Consider the following 16,840-nt stretch of genomic DNA (forward strand, 5'->3'; position numbering starts at 1 on the left):
AAGCCTGTCTGCGTTTCGGTCAGTACTGGAGTGCGCGAGCCTCTGGGAAATTCGATTCGCCGCCTTCCACTCATACTTGCATTCATTGACCCCCACAGAGCACCGGCTCTGTGGGGGTTTTTGTATTTCTTTCGAACGCCCAGTGACATCTCTCGTCGAATCGTCCGATGACAAGTCATCGGTAATGAGCCGTTACCATGCATGACGTGCATACTGTCGAGAACGAAGAAATGGATGACGGAGAGGGATGACGATTTCGCGAGCCATTCACCTTTAATAATCTGTCGTGAGAAGGGTGGATATAGGAATGGTCTCCATCGATTCTACGAATCGGAAACTCCTCATCGTTGCTCCGTTGGTTCTGTTGGTCGTGGTTGCTTTCGCCATCAACTTCGTGGATCTTCCATTGGGCGGCAACCACGAAACCGAATCCACCCCGCCGAAACCGGTGAAACACTGTCAAACGATTTCGAAGCCGGGGAACTATGTTTTGAAGGGCGATTTCGGGGGAGCGACCGGGTTAACCGGCAGTTGTATCGTGATTAACTCGAGTCACGTGACGTTGAACGGGTCTGGACACTCCATCGAAGGACGGGGAGTGACGGATACGACGGGACTGCTCGTCGATAACGCGAGTGGCGTCTCCGACGTGACGATTCACTCGGTTCGGGTGTCACACTGGAACCGTGGTATTCACGTCTCGAACGCGTCGTCGGTGACGATTCGAAACGTGAGCGCTGTTCGGAGTACGGAGGGAATCACGGTGTGGAACAGCACAAACGTGACTATCGAACACTCTCGGGCGGCACGGAACCTGTTCGGAATCCTCGTCGACAATCGGAGCGAGAACGTGGACTATTCGACGCTCCACTATCACGAGAATCAGCTCAACAGCACGCAAGGACGCGGACAACTGTCCTGAGTCATTCGGGTTGTTCTTCGCCCGGCGCTCGTTTTTTCCGTTTTTTGATAACGTCGGCCCAGTCGGGGTACTCTTTGCGTTCGGTTCCGTCGAAGTCGGGGTCTCCCGACATGGCCTTTATACTTCGGGCATCCTCCAAGTCCCAGACTGCGCCGTCCTCGTGGAAGAGGCCGTTGAGGACGCCGTTTCGGCGCATGTACAGAGAGAACGCGGGTTTGAGCATAAGCGACCAGAAGAAGTTCCCGATGCCGGACGTGCGGATGGTCGGTGCGAGCGAGGAGTAGTCGGGAACGGCCGCGTTGCCGGACACATCGGCGAAGAATCCCTTGCCCGGACGAATCCGTTGCCACTCCGAGAGCCACACCGGTTTGTCGAGTTTCTCTTGGAGGTTGTTCGCCTGCCGGAGAACGCGGTTGTACAGCGCCGGACTGCGCGCGAAGTTGTAATGGAACTGGAGGATGTCCATTCCCCAGTCGAGATACTGAGCGTTGTTCGCCAGACTGGTAGACCCTACGGAGAGGGGGATTTCGCCGCGATAGTGGGTCATGGTATCGACGATTTGCTTGAAGAATCGGATGTCCTTGTTGTTCCATCCGGGTTCGTTCGTCAGTTCGATGGCGAGGAGACGTTCGTCGTCGCGGTACTCCCGCATGACCGAGACGATGAAATCGCGCGGGTCGTCCCACAGGGATTTGTTCGCCATCGTCCGCGTGGAGGGGGAAAACGATTGGACGGCGGTTTTCACGTCGTCGTGGACGAGGTTCTCGAAGGTGGGTTCGAGTCCGACGCTGTCGAACAGGCCGAGGAGAACGCGGATTCCGTGTTTGTCGGCGGTGTCCAACAGGTGTTCGAGCGACTCCATGTGGTCTTCGGGCTCGACGAGCCAGTATTCGTAGCTAAGCCATATTCGAATGGCGTTCAGGTTGAGGCTCGCCGCGTAGCCCAAATCGCGTTCGATGACGTCCGGGTCGTAATCGTGCCACATCTGGTAACGATTGAAGGCACGTGCGGGGATGTAAATCGCACCGCGAACGTCCACGGGAGCGTCGGTTTCCGGGGGAAGGTTCAGGTCTCGTCGTCTCTCGGTTTGTGCGTCGTGACCGACGGTGCGGACGCTACCGGCACCCGCGGTACTGGAGAGTCCGATGGTTGTACCGATACCAGCGAGGAACTGGCGGCGACCAACTCGTCTGCGCATACTCTTCATCCGCTTTCGAGGGACAACAATCTGTTCCCTGACGGTCCACCATGAAAAGATACTGATCGGTATGTGTTCCTGTCATTCCTCGCGTGATTCGCCACGCCTTCCCCTGTCGGCCGAGGCTATTTGCGGTAGGCCGTGGAACGGGTAGGAAGAATGGGAGTTGCTGGTATTTCGGTCGATGTGAGCGGCGGGTTCGTCACCCTGGTCGGTTCGAACGGTGGTGTCCTCCCGCCGTTGAGCGGGGAGGAACTCCTCTTTTTCTTCGGGCAACTGTTCGTCCTGTTGCTGGCCGCGCGTGCACTCGGAGAACTGGCTCGCGCGTTCGAGTTCCCATCGGTTCTCGGGGAACTGCTCGCGGGTATCGTCCTCGGGCCGTCGATACTCGGGAACCTCGCACCGTCGGTCTTTCTCGCCGTCTTCCCGCCCGCTCCCTTACAGTATCATCTCCTCGAAGCCGTCTCGTGGTTGGGACTGGTGATGCTGTTGGTCATCACGGGGTTCGAGACCGACCTCGACCTCATCGCCAGTCGCGCCGGTCGCGCGGGTGCGATAGCCGGTACGAGCATCGTCGTCCCGTTCGCGTTCGGGTTCGCTATCGCGTGGGTTCTTCCGAGCGTTTTCCTCGCGGACGGAAGCCGACTCGTGTTCAGTCTTTTCATCGCAACCGCGTTGAGTATCTCCGCGATTCCGGTTATCGCGAAAATACTCATCGATTTGGACGTCATCGACCGGGAAATAAGCCAGCTGACCATCGCGGCGGGAATGATAAACGACACCGTCGGCTGGATTCTCCTCGCGGTCGTCGCGGGACTCGCACGCCAGAGCGGGGGACAGGCGGTCGAGACGGCGGGAATCACGGCCCTCTTTCTCCTCGTGTTTCTCGCGCTCTCGTTCACCGTGGGCCGGTGGTTCGTCGCGCGTTCGCTTCGATGGGTCGATGTGACCTTCGGTAGCGACCTCGCGCTCGTTACGACGGTCACCATCTTGGCGCTCGGTGCCGGGACGCTCACGCACGCCCTCGGACTGGAGGCGGTCCTCGGCGCGTTCGTCGTCGGCATCCTCGTCGGTCGGGTGAAACGCTTCGACCAAGCCGCTCGCCACGTTTTCGAGGTGTTCACGCTCGGCATCCTCGCGCCGATTTTCTTCGCCACTGCCGGCCTTCGCGTCGATGTGACGACGCTTTCGAGCCCCGGCACGCTCCTCGTCGCGGGTGCCGTCCTGCTGGTTGCCATCGCGGGAAAGTTCCTCGGCGCGTTCCTCGGAGCGAAGGGAAGCGGACTTTCGAACTGGGAGGGAATCGCTATCGGTGCCGGGTTGAACGCCCGCGGCGCGCTCGAAATAATCGTCGCGACCATCGGCGTCAGCGTCGGCGTCCTGACCGGGACGACGTACACCATCATCGTCGTCGTCGCTATCGTCACCTCGCTCCTTGCTCCGCCGATTCTCCGCGTCGCGCTCGACCGTATCGAACCCTCGGAGGCGGAACGACGACGCTCGGCCCGTCGCGAGCGCGAAGCACGAAGCTTTCTCGGGTCGGTTTCGCGCGTACTCCTTCCCACCCGCTGTAGCCGCGACGCGCAGTTCGCGGCGCAACTCGTCGGCCACGTCGCCCGGAACCGGGAAATGGACGTCACGACGATGTACGTGACCGAGGGGGAAGACACCGTTTCGAGCGGATCGCTCGTGGCTCGCGTTCGCTCGAAACTCCTGCCCGCAACGTCGCGTCCGAGAGCAAACGACACGGACGAAACCGCCGCTGGCGCGGAATCGACTGCCGGAGCGGAGTGTCTCTCCGTGATGGACCGACAGTTGTCGCTTCCGAGCGACCGAACGGGCCACCGTACGGTCCCGATTCAGGGGTCGGCGAGCGAAACGGTCATCGAGGAACTCCGTCGCGGCTACGACCTGCTCGCGGTCGGTGCGAACTTCGGTAGCGACGGTTCGCCCGCTTCGTCCCGTGACGACGGTCCGACTCCACCGCTGTTCGAGACGGGCATCGACCGCGTGTTACAGCGGACGACCGCACCGGTCCTCGCCGTGAGCGCGAACGGGCTCTGGGATGACGGCGGTTCCAGCCGAGACCAACCGCTCGACTCGGTTCCCATTCGTCGAATTCTCGTTCCGACCGTCGGCACGGAGTACAGCCGTCACGCCGCCGAAATGGCCTTCGCCATCGCGGCCGATTCGAACGCTCTCGTCGAAATCGTTCACGTCGTCGACGTGGGTCGGCTTCGGGAGTTGTTCGTCGGCGAGGGGGACCTCTCCGAATCTGTTCGGCTCGGCGCGGAAATCGTGGACAGGGAGGCGACGCTCGGCCGTCAACTCGGCACGTCGGTCCTGACTGACGTCCTCGTGAGCGAACATCCCACCCGTGCCATTGTGGATAAGGCGGCGGAGAGCGGTGCCGATTTGGTCGTTCTCGGAAGCGGGTTGCGACCGTTGTCCCGCCGCGCCTTCCCGGACACCGCGCCGAATACGTACTGAAAAACGCCCCGTGCCCGGTCGCAGTCGTGAGTTCTCGCTAACACGCCACGAAGCCAGTATTTTCAACGTCCCACGACTATTGGGGGTCTGTCAGACGTGCTACATGACGTCCCCCCCGAGTCACGAGGAAATCATGTGGGCGACTATGTAAGCACGGCTATGCGAACCTCACGATGCGAAACATCGCCGCCGACCTCCTCGTCAGCGTTCTGTACGGAGGCATCCTCCTCTCCCTGACGCTCGTGACGACGGGGAAGGAGATGTCCATCGACCTCCCCACCGTCGTTCCGATAGTAACGTTCTCACTGCTCTCCGTCGTCGGCGTCGGATTCTCGTTCGCCGGATTGGCGCTCCTCTACAAACGAATCGAGAACGTGTTGTTGCTCGCCGAGTTCGCGTTGGTTCCGCTCGTCGCGGCACGGTCGATGCAGTTCCGGCGCTGAAATTCCTCCCGCTGTCCGAGGGAACGTATCTGCTTCGTCGGGCGATGGCCCGCGGCATTCGACTCTGGGAGTTTCCGCTCGCCGACCACGGGGTACTGTTCCTGACCACGGTCGGCTATCTCGCCCTCGGCTATCTGGTCTTTCGCGCCTGTGTCCGTCGCGCCCGACGGGAAGGGTTTTTCGGGCAGTACTGACTCCTATCTCCGTTCTCCCACGCTTCCCGGAACGTTCGAGGGAACTCCTACACGTCCGAGCGCGTCCCACAGCGTCGCTTGGTTGCTCGTCACGACCGGGACACCGAGGTCGGATTCGAGGGCGTCGATGGCGGGAAACGTTCGGTAGTTCGTACACGAGACGAACACGGCATCGACGGCGTCGGGGTCCGGGACCGCCCCTCGAACCTGTCGATAGGCGTCGTCCGGGGACAGCGACCCGATAGCCGTGTTCGCTTCGATACCGCGCCCGTGGAGTTCCACCACTTCGAACCCTTCGTCGCGCAGGTACGACTCCTCCCTGTCGTTCAGTTCGTCGGTGTACGGCGTCACGACCGCGATTCGGTCGGCGTCAAGCGCCGAGAGCGCCCGCTTGACCGACAGCGCCGTCGCGACTGCGGGAACGTCGGCCGTTTCGGACAGAGAGGTTTCGAGGTCCGTGTCGAATCCCGGCCCGTGGAGCAGGCTCCCCGTCGTGCAGGCGTAGGCGACGACGTCCACGTTCGCGTGGGCCAATCGCTCTGCACAATCCACCGCGTCGTCGGCCATCGCGTCCAACTCGTCGACCGTGACCGATTCGAGCGGCATTCTGGCGGTGTGGACGCTCACGCCGTCCGGGACGGTCCGCCCGAACTCGGCCTCGACGGTCGTGTTCGAGGACGGAACGACGACGCCGAGTCTGGCGCGCCACCCGAACATCAGGGACACCTCGTTCGCATCGATTCGACGAACGGTTTCATTCGTCCCACTCCATCTTTCCGTCCTCGCGGTCGGTTTCGATGGCGTCCGGGTCGCGTTCCGCCGCCGGGCCGTGACCGCCGCCGCCCGGCGTCAGCACGGTGATGGTCGTCCCGGCCGCCACGTCGCGGGTCGTCTTCGCCGGAACGCGCTCCCCGTCGATTTCGTTTTCCCCGCACCGACCGTCCGCGCCGCCAGCGATTTCGCGCGGTGCGACTCGCCGCCGCTCGGTGAGGAGAGAGACGGTGGCGTCGGTTTCGACCGTGACGGAGCGAACGACGCCGAGGCCGCCGCGGAACCGTCCGCGTCCCCCGCTGTTCTCGCGCAGTCCGTACTCCTCGACGAACAGCGGATACTCGGCTTCGAGCGATTCGACGGGCGTGTTCAGCGTGTTGGTCATCCCGACCTGCACGCCGTCCATCCCGTCCTTCGTCGGCCGCCCGCCGAACCCGCCGGCGATGGTTTCGTAGTAGGTGAAGCCGTCCGCGCCACCGCCCCGACTCCCGATGGTGAGGTTGTTCATCGTCCCCTGTCCACCCGCGGGAACGCGGTCCGGGACCGCTTCCGCTAACGCGGCGAACACGACGTCCGTCACCCGCTGGCTGGTTTCGACGTTGCCGCCCACGACGGCCGCCGGGGGTTGGGGATTCAACAGCGACCCGTCGGGGACCGACACGGAAATCGGGTCGTAGCATCCCCGATTCGGTGGTATCTCGGGGTCCGTCACGCATCGAATCACGAAGTACACGGCGCTCTTCGCGACGGCGAACGGCGCGTTGACGTTCCCCGGTACTTGCGGTGCGGTTCCAGCGAAGTCCACAGAAATCCCCTCGTCGCCTATCGTTACCGCGACTTCGATGGGTATCTCCTCGTCGGTGATGCCGTCGCCTTCCAGCACGTCGCGGGCGCTGTAGGTTCCGTTCGGCAACTCGGCGAGTTCGGCGAGGAGTCGGTCGCGCGAGTACGAAATAACGGAGTCGAAGGCCGCGACGACGCGGTTTCGACCGTGTTCGTCCACGAGGTCACGAAGTCGCTCCTCGGCGCGGTCGTTCGCCGCGATTTGGGCGCGGATGTCCGCCCGGCGTTCGCCGGGATTCCTGACGTTGGCGAGCAGGAGGCTCATCACGTCGTCGTTCACGTCGCCCCGCTTCACGAGACGAACCGGCGGCAGTCGGATGCCCTCCTGATAGATTTCCTGTGCCCCGGCGGGCATGCTTCCGGGCGTCATCCCGCCCACGTCGGCGTGGTGCGCACGCGAGACGGCGTATCCGAGGACCTCCCCGTCGACCGTAACCGGCGACACCATCGTCACGTCCGGGAGGTGCGTTCCACCCTCGAACGGGTCGTTCAGGACGAACACGTCGCCCGGTTCCGGACCGTAGTCGAGCACCGTGTTCACCGCCTCGGGCATCGCGCCGAGGTGAACCGGTATGTGTTCCGCCTGCGCGACGAGGCGACCCTCGGCGTCGAAGAGGGCTGTCGAACAGTCCCGCCGCTCCTTGATGTTCGGCGAGTACGACGAGGTGATGAGCACCTGTCCCATCTCCTCGGCGACGCCCTCGAACTGGTTGCGCATGATTTCGAGCGTCACGGCGTCGATGGTCGAGTTCGATTCGTCGCCGCTCATTGTCCGTCCCTCCCGAGGAGCAACGTCCCGTCCGAGTTGACCGTCCCCGACCATCCCGGCGGAACCACTACCGTACTCTCGTTCTGTTCGAGGATACACGGCCCGCCGACGGAGTCCGATTCCCCGAGGCCGGTTCGGTCGAAGACGGGCGTTTCGTGGAACCCGTCGTCGAAGAACGCCTCGCGGCGTCCCTTTTCGGCGTCACCCTCCGTCCGATACCTGACCGACGGTGAATCGCGCGCGACGACCGACGTTACCCGCACGTTCACGAGTTCGATTGGGTCGTCCATGACGTAGCCGTATGCGCTCTCGTGGGCGTCCCGGAACCGTCCTGCGACGCGCTCCGCGTCGAACTCGTCGTCCACCGGAACCGTGAGTTCGAAGCTCTGTCCGACGAACCGCAGGTCAGCGCCCCGTTGTACGTCCGCCGCATCGGAGTTCTCCACGTCCGACAGCACCTCCTCCGTGAGCTCGGCGTAGGCCGATTCCACGTCGCCGAGCGACACGTCGGCGAGCGGACTCCTGAGGGTCCGAACCGAATCGTGTTTCTCGTCGGCGGCGAGCAGGCCGTAGGCCGATAGCACGCCGCAGGCGTGCGGAATCACGAGCGAGTCCATGTCGAGGCTCTCGGCGACGGCGGCGGCGTGCATCGGTCCCGCTCCGCCGAAGGCGACGAGGCCGAACCCGCGCGGGTCGTGGCCCCGTTCGACCGTGACGGCGCGAATCGCCCGCGCCATGTTCGCGTTCGCGACCCGGAAGACGCCCCGAGCGGCCGCGAGGGCGTCGTCCAACCCGGCCTCGTCGGCCAGTCGTGACAGCGCGTCGTGGGCCGCCTCCTCGTCGAGTTCGAGTTCGCCGCCGAGCGCCGAACTCCCGCCGATGTAGCCGAGGACGACGTTCGCGTCCGTCACCGTGGGCTCCGTCCCGCCGCGCCCGTAGCAGGCAGGACCGGGGTTCGCACCGGCGGAGCGCGGCCCGACGCGGAGGGCGTTTCCGGCGTCCACCCACGCTATCGACCCGCCGCCCGCGCCGACGGTGTTCACGTCCACCATCGGCGTCTTGATGGGTCGGCCGTTGATTTCCGCGTCCGTCGTCCGCTCCACCTCGCCGTTCCGGACGAGGCTCACGTCGCTCGACGTGCCGCCCATGTCGAAGGTGACGAGGCCGTCAACGTCGCCTTCCCCGGCGGTTTCCGCTGCGCCGACGACGCCCGCCGCGGGTCCGGACATCGTGGTCGTGACCGCGTGTTCGCGGACCGTCTTCGCCGACGCGATGCCGCCGTTGGCCTGCATGATTTGGGGTTCGGGCACGCCGCGTTCCCCGGCGCGTTCCTCCAACCGCCCGATGTAGGCGTCGATGGCCGGCGTCACGTAGGCGTCCACGGCCGTCGTGGAGCTCCGTTCGTACTCGCGGAACTCCGCGAGGACCTCGTGGGAGGCCGAAACCGGAACGTCGAGTTCGTCGCGGAGGACGGCGGCGACCCGTCGTTCGTTCTCCGGATGCTGATAGGCATGGAGGAGGCTGACGGCGACGCTTTCGGCACCGCAGTCGCCGATTTTTTCGGCCACGGCGCGCACCTCGTCCTCGTCGGGTTCGATTAGCACCCCGTCCACCGTCGTCCGCTCCGCGACTTCGAACCGTCTCCGTCGCGGGACGAGCGGCGCGGGTTTGTCCACCGCCACGTCGTAGAGGTCGGGACGTGCCTGTCGCCCGATTTCGAGGACGTCACGGAAGCCCTGCGTCGTCACGAGCGCCGTCTTCGCGCCGTCCTCTTCGAGGAGGGCGTTCACGGAGACGGTCATCGCGTGGGTGAACGCGTCCACGTCCGTCGGGTCGATGCCCGCCTCGGAGCACGCCTTTTCGATACCCTGTACGACGCCGACGCTCTGGTCGTCCGTGCTGGGGACCTTCGCCGTCACGAGTTCGTCGTCAGGCAGGAGGAGGACCACGTCGGTGAACGTCCCGCCGACGTCGACGCCGATGCGTGTTGACCCGTCCATTCAGAAGACCCCCAACCCCTGTCCGACGGTGTAGAGCGCGCGGACCCCCAGCCAAACCACGACGAGCGTCACCGCGATTCCGAGGACGTTCTGTGTCGTGTCGTTTACGTAGTCCCCGAGGATGTCCCTGTCGTTCATGATGTAGATGAGGAAGAGCGCGACGATAGGCAACAGGATTCCGTTCGCGACCTGCGCGAAGACGATGGCCTGCACCGGTTGGTAGCCGAGCGCGGAGAACACCACGCCGATGAGGAGGATGCTACCCCAGACCACGCGGAATCGGGGGGACTTGAGGTCGGTGTCCCACCCGAACGCTCCCGCCGTCGCGTAGGCTCCCGCGAGCGGTGCGGTGGTCGCGCTGGTGAACCCCGCCGCGAAGAGGCCGATGCTGAACAGCACCGTGGCGTAGGGACCGGCGAGCGGTTCGATTTGCTCGGCCATTCGGCTCACGTTGTCGATTTTCGTTCCGACGGGGAACGCCGCGGCCGCGGTGACGAGGATGGCGATGGTGATGAGGCCGCCGATGATGATGGAGAGAATCGTGTCGGCGCGTGACTCCGGTAAATCTCCGGGACCTGTCCACCGCTCCTGGACGCTTCCGGCGTGCAGAAACAGGTTGTAGCCGACGACGGTCGTTCCGATGAGTCCCGTGATGAGGAACGTCGAACCCTCGGGAACGCTCGGGACGAATCCCATCGCGAGTGCGCCGAGGTCGGGACCGATGACGATGGCGTCGATGAGGAACGAAACCGCCATGATTCCGACGAGCGCGACGAGGGCCTTCTCGATGAGTTTGTAGCGACCCGTCCAGAGGAGCGCGGCCGCACAGAGGCCCATGACCGGCCCCCAAACCTGTGCGCTGATTCCCGTGATACCTTCCAGTCCCGCGGCCCCGCCGAGGATGTTCCCCGTCTCGTAGGCCGCCGTCCCGATGCCGATGGCGCTCACGACGAGCGCGATGCTGAAATACGACGCTACCTTGCTGTCGAACTGTTCCCGCAGCGCTTCGCCGAGTCCGTGGCGGGAGACGACGCCGAGGCGGGCGCTCATCTCCTGCAGGACGATGGTGGCGATTATCGAGAACACGATGGTCCAAACGAGGGCGTACCCGAACTCCGCGCCCGTCACGCTGGCCGTCGTGACCGTTCCGGGCCCGATGAATGCCGCCGCGACCATCGCGCCGGGACCGATGGATCGTAGTCTATCTATAATGTTCATGGTCGTTGTCGTGCTATGTCGTCACAACCCATAGTTCGAACTTAAAACCCCGCTAAGAACGATGTGTATCGAAGTCGTACGGGGTATGAAAACGTGTGAACGGATACGAAGCGCTCATCCGTCGGTCCGAACTTCCGTCATGAGTACCTTCGAGACGCCCTCCTCCAATTCGAGTTCGAACGGCAGTCTGGCGGCGCTCCGTTCGACGAACCGCGTCATGAACCACTTGACCGATTCGGTCGGGAACACGACGTGGTACGTATCGCCGTGTGTTTCGCGGACGGTCAGAAAGCCGCAGAACGAGAGCCAATCGAGGAGTTCGCCGAGGGAATCGAAGCGGTGTTCGTACTCTCGGGCGTGATATCTCGACACTTGATCCGCCAATTCGAGGAAATCCGGGTCGGGGGTCCCGGTTTCGTCTTCGACGTAGTCGAGGAAGCAGTGGAGGAAGTCCACGTCGAGCAGGACGTGTTCGCCGCTCGACAGCATCTGGTGGTACGCTTCGAGGTTCGTTCCCGCCTCAGCCGTCGCGGCGTCGTAGTTCGCGGCGTAGAAGACGAGTGCCTGTCTCACGAGTTCGCTCTGGGGTTTTTCGGCTTCCCCCACGAGTTCGTCCAAGGCACCCTGCGCCTCGTCGTCGAGCGACACCGTTATCCGGTTCGTCATGGGGTTTCCTACTGAACGAGTGCATTTATGGCTTTGTTCGATTCGTCCGCTCTCGAATGTCTGTTTGACCACCCTTCTTCTCGTTTTGAAAAACTCTTCAACGACGGACCCCCGTCGGAACTGCGTTCGTGTTCCACTTCGACGCTACGAACGCCCACCGATGGACCCGGTGGACGGTTCAACTCGGGATGTTTTCGCTCACGAACTCCCGGTCCTCCTGTTCGATGCCGAGCAGATACAGGACGCCGCCGAAGACGACGAGGCCGACGACTCCCCCGACCGCACCCTGCACGAGCGCGGCGATGCCCACCGAGTCGATTCCGGTCACGTATCCCGCGAGAACGGATTTCGTGGCGAGCATGGCGATGGCCGTCGCCGACCCCGCGATGAGCGGTTTGACGTACTTTCGGGAGTACGGAAACAGGCCGACGGTGTACCACACCTCCACGACGCGGATGACGTTGATGGTCACGATGACCGTCGCCGTGGCGAGTGCGGCCCCGATGAGGCCGAACTCCCGGATGAACAGGAAGTTGAGGACGACGTTACAGATGCCCAACAGCCACTGGTTCGCGACCGTCAGGTAGTGGTGGTCGGTCATCATGAGCACGTACCCGGACGGGCCGACGCTCGCGTTGGCGAGTTGCGCAACGACGAACAGCAACAGGACGCCCACTCCCTGTTGGGCGAACGAATCGCTGAACAGGACCAGCAGTTCGCGGGCGTAGATGGCGGCCCCGATGGCCGGGAACAACCCCATCGTGAACGTCCACCGGGTCACGCGGCGGAACAGCGCCTCCAAATCGTCCATCTTGTCGTCGTTGTACAGTCTGGACGCGATGGGCGGAAACAACTGGTTGAACCCGCTCAGCGGCAGGAGGAGGATGCCGCCGAGCACCGTGGCGATTTTGTAAATCCCGACGGCGTCTTTCGTGCTGATGTACGCTCCCGCGAGAAAGCCCACCATCAGCAGGTCGACCTTGTTCGCGAGGACCTGTCCGGCCTGGTTGAGCGTCAGCGGCAGCGAGAAGTCGTAGAACTCGACGAGTTCCTCGCGCGACGCACCACGGAACGTCGGCGTGATGTCCGCCCGCGTCATCACCAACCACACGGCGAGACAGAAGGTGATGCACATGGCGACCACCGTCGCGGCGACCGTTCCGACCAGCGCGGCACCGAGGAGAAGCGCGATACCGACGGAGACGACGCGGACGAACGGAATCAGGACGTTCCGAATGGCGACCTGATACTCGGGAATTTCGAGGCTCTTGAACACGCTCTCGAAACAGCTCATCAGCGTGTTGAGCGGGAGCAAGAACGCGAACAGACGCACGACGTCCGTGAAGTACGGCTGATACGCCGGGTCCACGTACTGCGTCAGCCACGGTGCGAGGAAATAGATAAGTATCCCGATGGCGACCCCTGCGACCAGCGACGTGAGATAGGATAACCCCAGCATGCGCTGGCGTTTTTCCGGGTCGTCGTCGTACATCGGGACGAACTTCATGATGGCCTGATTCGTCCCAAGGTTGGTGAACACCTGCGCGAAGGTCAGGATGACCAACCCGAGCGTGTAGACGCTGAACAGCACGCCACCGAGTCCGCGAACCAGAATCCAGTTCAGCAGAAATCGGAAGACGTTGTCGAGGCCCTTTCCGGCCATGAAAAAAGAGGCACCTCGGGAGACCGATTTGAGCGACGAGTCGGAGGAGTTGCCTGCCATTCTGAGGGTAATGCTATGCGATTCGGTCCGATTATCTCTTCCGCTTTCGTTGCTGTCGGACCTCGTACCTGTCGAAAACGCCATTCAAAGGGAGAGACACGTCGGCGCGAAACGCACATGCTCGCCTGCTCTCCCGGCCCATCGGACAGTTGATGCTCCTCTCCGGCGTACTCCCTTCGGGGGAACAGAATGTCACACATCGAGGAACGTCGTATCGAGGAGCGACCCGCTCCCGAGGACCGTCCGCACGCACAGGTGGACCACCACGGCCACGAGACCATCTTCCGACGTCGATTCTGGGTCTGTCTCGCCCTGTCGGTGCCGGTTCTCTACTTCAGCCCGTTCGTACAGGAGTCGCTCGGATACACCGCGCTTCGGTTCCCGGGGAGCGAGTCGATAACCCCGCTGCTCGCCGTCGTCGTCTTCGTGTACGGCGGGTTCCCGTTCCTCTCGATGGCACGGGTGGAGTTCGAGAACCGCCAACCGGCGATGATGATGCTCGTCTCGCTCGCCATCACGGTGGCGTTCGTTTACAGCATCGCGTCGGCGTTCTTCCTGCCCGGGACGACGGGCTTTTTCTGGGAACTCGTAACGCTAATCGACATCATGCTGCTCGGCCACTGGTTGGAGATGCGGAGCGTGCGGCAGGCTTCCGGCGCGCTGGACGAGTTGGCCTGCCTCATGCCGGACACGGCGGAACGAATCGTCAGCGACGACGAGACGGAGGAGGTTCCGGTCGCCGAGTTGCAGGGCACGGACCGCGTGTTGGTTCGCCCCGGAGCGAGCATACCCGCCGACGGTGTGGTCGAACGGGGCGAATCGTCGGCGAACGAGGCGATGATAACCGGTGAATCACGACCGGTGGGTAAGCGTCCCGAGGACGAGGTCATCGCCGGAACCGTCAACAGCGGCGATGGAAGCCTTCGAATCCGGGTGGACGCGACGGGCGACGAGACGGCCCTCGCGGGCATTATGCGGCTCGTCGAGGAAGCACAGGGTAGCAAATCCAGAACGCAACTGCTGGCCGACAGGGCGGCGGGATGGCTGTTTTACGTCGCACTTTCGGTCGCCGCCGTCACCGGAATCGCGTGGTTTCTGGCCACCGGTTTCGGCCTCGACGTGGTCGAACGGGTCGTTACGGTGCTCGTCATCGCCTGCCCGCACGCGCTCGGATTGGCGGTGCCGCTCGTCGTCGCCATCAACACCTCGATGGCGGCGAACGACGGCGTTCTCGTCCGCGACCGTATCGCCATGGAGGACGCGAGAACGCTCGATACGGTCGTCTTCGACAAGACGGGGACGCTGACCGAGGGCGAACAGGGCGTCGTCGCCGTCGGAACCGTCGAGGGATGGACCGAGGGCCGGGCGACTGCCGTCGCGGCGGCCGTCGAATCCGACTCCGAACATCCCATCGCGCAAGCGATTCGACGCCACGCACGCGAAAAGGACGTTTCGACCCCGTCAGCGAGCGAGTTCGAGAACAGCAAGGGGCGCGGCGTCCGCGCCACCGTCGGGGGCCGCGAAACGCTCGTCGGCGGCCCGAACCTCCTCGAATTGGTCGAAACGGCTACTCCGTCTTCGCTCGTAGATTTCGAGCGAACCGCCGGGGAGAAGGGACAAACCGTCGTCTACCTCGTCTCCGAGGGGCGCGTCGTCGCCGGGTTCGCGTTAGCCGACGTGATTCGGGACGAGAGCAGACGCGCCGTCGACGCGCTTCACGGGATGGGCATCGAAGTCGCCATGCTGACCGGTGACAGCGAGGCCGTCGCCCGCACCGTCTCGGAGGAGTTGGGAATCGACACGTACTTCGCCGAGGTGTTGCCCGACGAGAAGGACGTGCACATCACGGACCTCCGGGAGGAGGGCAAGCGCGTGGCGATGGTCGGCGACGGCGTGAACGACGCACCCGCGCTGACGCGGGCCACCGTCGGCATCGCCATCGGCAGCGGCACCGACGTCGCCATCGAGTCGGCGGACATCGTCCTCGTGGAGAACGACCCGCTCGACGTGGTGAAACTGGTTCGGCTCAGCCGCGCGAGCTATCGGAAGATGCAGGAAAACCTCGTGTGGGCGACGGGGTACAACGTCTTCGCCCTCCCGCTCGCGGCGGGGATTCTCGCGCCGTTCGGAATCCTCCTCTCGCCCGCCATCGGTGCCGTGTTCATGTCCGCCAGCACGGTCATCGTCGCCATCAACGCCCAGCGGTTGCGACGGGTGGATTTGACGGTTTGACGGTACGGCTTCGGGTTCGGAAAACGTCTTCCGTCTCGAAAAACCGGCCAGATTGCCCCCCCATCCGCCCGTTTAACCACCCGCAGAACGTTAGTCGAATCACGCAATGTCTCCGCGCTATCGGTCTCTATCTCGGCAAGTTCGGGGGACGCTCGACGGCCTTCGCGGCGACGGTCGCGGATGGCTTCTCGTCGTCGTGGCTATCGGGTGGGCGTTCACGCTCGGCATGCGGTTTATCATCCCGACGCTGTTGCCACAAATCGAGGCGACGTTTCACATCTCGGATGCGTACGCCGGCCTCGCCATCACCACCCTCTGGATAGGCTATGCCCTCATGCAGTTCCCCGCCGGAGTGTTGGTTAACCGCATCGGCGAGCGAAGACTCCTGACGGCGAGTCTCTGCCTGTCGGGCGTGAGCATGCTCGTCCTCGGATTCGCGCCGCTGTTCGGCGTCTTCTTCGTCGGAAGCGCGGCCTACGGACTCGGCTCCGGGTTGTACGGCCCGAGTCGCGGAACCGTCCTCTCGCGCACGTTCACGAGAAATGCCGGCACTGCCTTCGGCGTGACGCTCGCCATCGGCAGTCTCGGCTCCGCCTTCCTCCCGAACATCGCGGCGGGCGTCGTGGGTGCCGTCGGGTGGCGAACCATCCTCGCCGGACTGGCGGTTCCGTTCTTCGTCATGGCGGCGTTCGCGTGGCGTGTCGTCCCCGAGCGTCCGTCCGAGGACGAACGACCGAGCGGCGACTCGTCGAACGTCGACGCCGTTTCGGACGGCGGCGAATCCACTGCGTCCGCACTGCCGAACGTCGGCGAACTCCTCGGAACCCTCTCGGACCGCTCCATCCTGTTGGCGACCCTCTCGGTGGCGATTCTGCTGTTCGCCTATCAGGGTATCACGGCGTTTCTGCCGACGTATCTCCAGACGAAGGGGTTGAGTCAGGGGACCGCCGCCCTGCTGTTCGGGTTCATGTTCGTCACCGGTGCCGTCTCCCAAATCGTCGCCGGCAGCGCCGCGGACCGAATCGGCATCAAGCCCGTCCTCCTCGTCGTCACCGCCATCGGCGTCGTCGCCCCCATCGCGCTCACGTTCGTCTCGGGAACCCTCGCCATCGCCGTCGTCGTCGGGATTCTCGGCACGCGAATGGCCGTCAACGCGGTCACGAACTCCTACATCATCGGCGCGCTCCCCGACCACATCGAGGGCTCCGCGTGGGGATTCATCCGAACCGGCTTCTTCCTCGTCGGTTCGCTCGGGTCCACGTTCATGGGATTCTTCGCCGACGCGAACATGCTAAATCTCGCCTTCATCATCCTCGGCGTGCTGTCGGCGGTGGCGCTCGGACTGTACGCGCTGTTGCCGAGCGAGTGACC

13 protein-coding genes are annotated in these 16,840 nt (G+C 63.7%); 6 read left to right on the forward strand and 7 right to left on the reverse strand.

Annotated elements, in window-relative coordinates:
* The first annotated feature begins 307 nt into the window (after positions 1-307).
* Positions 308-922: a NosD domain-containing protein gene (locus tag AC1XDK_RS29500; RefSeq protein ID WP_483353597.1), complete on the forward strand. Its 615-nt coding sequence runs from the start codon at positions 308-310 to the stop codon at positions 920-922.
* A gap of 1 nt (position 923) precedes the next feature.
* On the opposite strand, the gene AC1XDK_RS29505 is transcribed toward AC1XDK_RS29500, so the two are convergent.
* Positions 924-2,120, reverse strand: a complete 1,197-nt coding sequence (locus tag AC1XDK_RS29505; RefSeq protein ID WP_483353598.1) for a glycoside hydrolase 5 family protein — start codon at positions 2,118-2,120, stop codon at positions 924-926.
* A 159-nt stretch (positions 2,121-2,279) separates the two neighbouring features.
* On the opposite strand from AC1XDK_RS29505, the gene AC1XDK_RS29510 reads away from it, so the two are divergent.
* The 3 genes from AC1XDK_RS29510 (at position 2,280) to AC1XDK_RS29520 (ending at position 5,247) form a co-directional block, all read left to right on the forward strand.
* The gene (locus AC1XDK_RS29510) at positions 2,280-4,610 is read left to right on the forward strand and encodes a cation:proton antiporter domain-containing protein (protein WP_483353599.1); all 2,331 of its coding nucleotides are present in this window, start codon (positions 2,280-2,282) and stop codon (positions 4,608-4,610) included.
* A 173-nt stretch (positions 4,611-4,783) separates the two neighbouring features.
* Positions 4,784-5,053 (forward strand): hypothetical protein, encoded by a 270-nt coding sequence (locus AC1XDK_RS29515; protein WP_483353600.1) that lies wholly within the window; start codon positions 4,784-4,786, stop codon positions 5,051-5,053.
* A 44-nt stretch (positions 5,054-5,097) separates the two neighbouring features.
* Positions 5,098-5,247 carry a hypothetical protein gene (locus tag AC1XDK_RS29520; protein ID WP_483353601.1) on the forward strand — a complete coding sequence of 50 codons (150 nt, stop codon included), beginning with the start codon at positions 5,098-5,100 and terminating at the stop codon, positions 5,245-5,247.
* Between the two features lie 3 nt (positions 5,248-5,250).
* Here AC1XDK_RS29520 and AC1XDK_RS29525 read toward each other — a convergent pair whose 3' ends face one another.
* The 6 genes from AC1XDK_RS29525 to AC1XDK_RS29550 all read right to left on the reverse strand — a co-directional run bounded on the left by AC1XDK_RS29525 (position 5,251) and on the right by AC1XDK_RS29550 (position 13,237).
* The gene (locus AC1XDK_RS29525) at positions 5,251-5,964 is read right to left on the reverse strand and encodes a maleate cis-trans isomerase family protein (protein ID WP_483353602.1); all 714 of its coding nucleotides are present in this window, start codon (positions 5,962-5,964) and stop codon (positions 5,251-5,253) included.
* A gap of 37 nt (positions 5,965-6,001) precedes the next feature.
* Positions 6,002-7,630, reverse strand: a complete 1,629-nt coding sequence (locus AC1XDK_RS29530) for a hydantoinase B/oxoprolinase family protein (protein WP_483353603.1) — start codon at positions 7,628-7,630, stop codon at positions 6,002-6,004.
* Positions 7,627-9,630: a hydantoinase/oxoprolinase family protein gene (locus AC1XDK_RS29535; protein WP_483353604.1), complete on the reverse strand. Its 2,004-nt coding sequence runs from the start codon at positions 9,628-9,630 to the stop codon at positions 7,627-7,629. Before AC1XDK_RS29535 ends, AC1XDK_RS29530 begins: the two co-directional genes overlap by 4 nt.
* Positions 9,631-10,848: an Nramp family divalent metal transporter gene (locus AC1XDK_RS29540; protein ID WP_483353605.1), complete on the reverse strand. Its 1,218-nt coding sequence runs from the start codon at positions 10,846-10,848 to the stop codon at positions 9,631-9,633. It abuts the gene before it with no gap.
* 114 nt (positions 10,849-10,962) lie between these two features.
* On the reverse strand, positions 10,963-11,514 hold the full coding sequence (locus AC1XDK_RS29545; RefSeq protein WP_483353606.1) for a ribbon-helix-helix protein, CopG family: 552 nt from the start codon (positions 11,512-11,514) through the stop codon (positions 10,963-10,965).
* Between the two features lie 178 nt (positions 11,515-11,692).
* Positions 11,693-13,237: a flippase gene (locus AC1XDK_RS29550; RefSeq protein ID WP_483353607.1), complete on the reverse strand. Its 1,545-nt coding sequence runs from the start codon at positions 13,235-13,237 to the stop codon at positions 11,693-11,695.
* Positions 13,238-13,426: 189 nt separating this feature from the next.
* Here AC1XDK_RS29550 and AC1XDK_RS29555 point away from each other — a divergent pair, with 189 nt between their 5' ends.
* Both AC1XDK_RS29555 and AC1XDK_RS29560 read left to right on the forward strand, forming a co-directional pair.
* On the forward strand, positions 13,427-15,469 hold the full coding sequence (locus AC1XDK_RS29555; RefSeq protein ID WP_483353608.1) for a heavy metal translocating P-type ATPase: 2,043 nt from the start codon (positions 13,427-13,429) through the stop codon (positions 15,467-15,469).
* Positions 15,470-15,575: 106 nt separating this feature from the next.
* Positions 15,576-16,838 (forward strand): MFS transporter, encoded by a 1,263-nt coding sequence (locus tag AC1XDK_RS29560; protein WP_483353609.1) that lies wholly within the window; start codon positions 15,576-15,578, stop codon positions 16,836-16,838.
* Positions 16,839-16,840: the final 2 nt, after the last annotated feature.

It is taken from the genome of Haladaptatus sp. HS23 (assembly GCF_056892285.1).

Excerpts from the sequence above, each read along its gene's own strand:
- AC1XDK_RS29500 (WP_483353597.1), top strand. The coding sequence starts at position 308 with ATGGTCTCCATCGATTCTACGAATCGGAAACTCCTCATCGTTGCTCCG.
- AC1XDK_RS29505 (WP_483353598.1), bottom strand. The coding sequence starts at position 2,120 with ATGCGCAGACGAGTTGGTCGCCGCCAGTTCCTCGCTGGTATCGGTACA.
- AC1XDK_RS29510 (WP_483353599.1), top strand. The coding sequence starts at position 2,280 with ATGGGAGTTGCTGGTATTTCGGTCGATGTGAGCGGCGGGTTCGTCACC.
- AC1XDK_RS29515 (WP_483353600.1), top strand. The coding sequence starts at position 4,784 with ATGCGAAACATCGCCGCCGACCTCCTCGTCAGCGTTCTGTACGGAGGC.
- AC1XDK_RS29520 (WP_483353601.1), top strand. The coding sequence starts at position 5,098 with ATGGCCCGCGGCATTCGACTCTGGGAGTTTCCGCTCGCCGACCACGGG.
- AC1XDK_RS29525 (WP_483353602.1), bottom strand. The coding sequence starts at position 5,964 with ATGTTCGGGTGGCGCGCCAGACTCGGCGTCGTCGTTCCGTCCTCGAAC.
- AC1XDK_RS29530 (WP_483353603.1), bottom strand. The coding sequence starts at position 7,630 with ATGAGCGGCGACGAATCGAACTCGACCATCGACGCCGTGACGCTCGAA.
- AC1XDK_RS29535 (WP_483353604.1), bottom strand. The coding sequence starts at position 9,630 with ATGGACGGGTCAACACGCATCGGCGTCGACGTCGGCGGGACGTTCACC.
- AC1XDK_RS29540 (WP_483353605.1), bottom strand. The coding sequence starts at position 10,848 with ATGAACATTATAGATAGACTACGATCCATCGGTCCCGGCGCGATGGTC.
- AC1XDK_RS29545 (WP_483353606.1), bottom strand. The coding sequence starts at position 11,514 with ATGACGAACCGGATAACGGTGTCGCTCGACGACGAGGCGCAGGGTGCC.
- AC1XDK_RS29550 (WP_483353607.1), bottom strand. The coding sequence starts at position 13,237 with ATGGCAGGCAACTCCTCCGACTCGTCGCTCAAATCGGTCTCCCGAGGT.
- AC1XDK_RS29555 (WP_483353608.1), top strand. The coding sequence starts at position 13,427 with ATGTCACACATCGAGGAACGTCGTATCGAGGAGCGACCCGCTCCCGAG.
- AC1XDK_RS29560 (WP_483353609.1), top strand. The coding sequence starts at position 15,576 with ATGTCTCCGCGCTATCGGTCTCTATCTCGGCAAGTTCGGGGGACGCTC.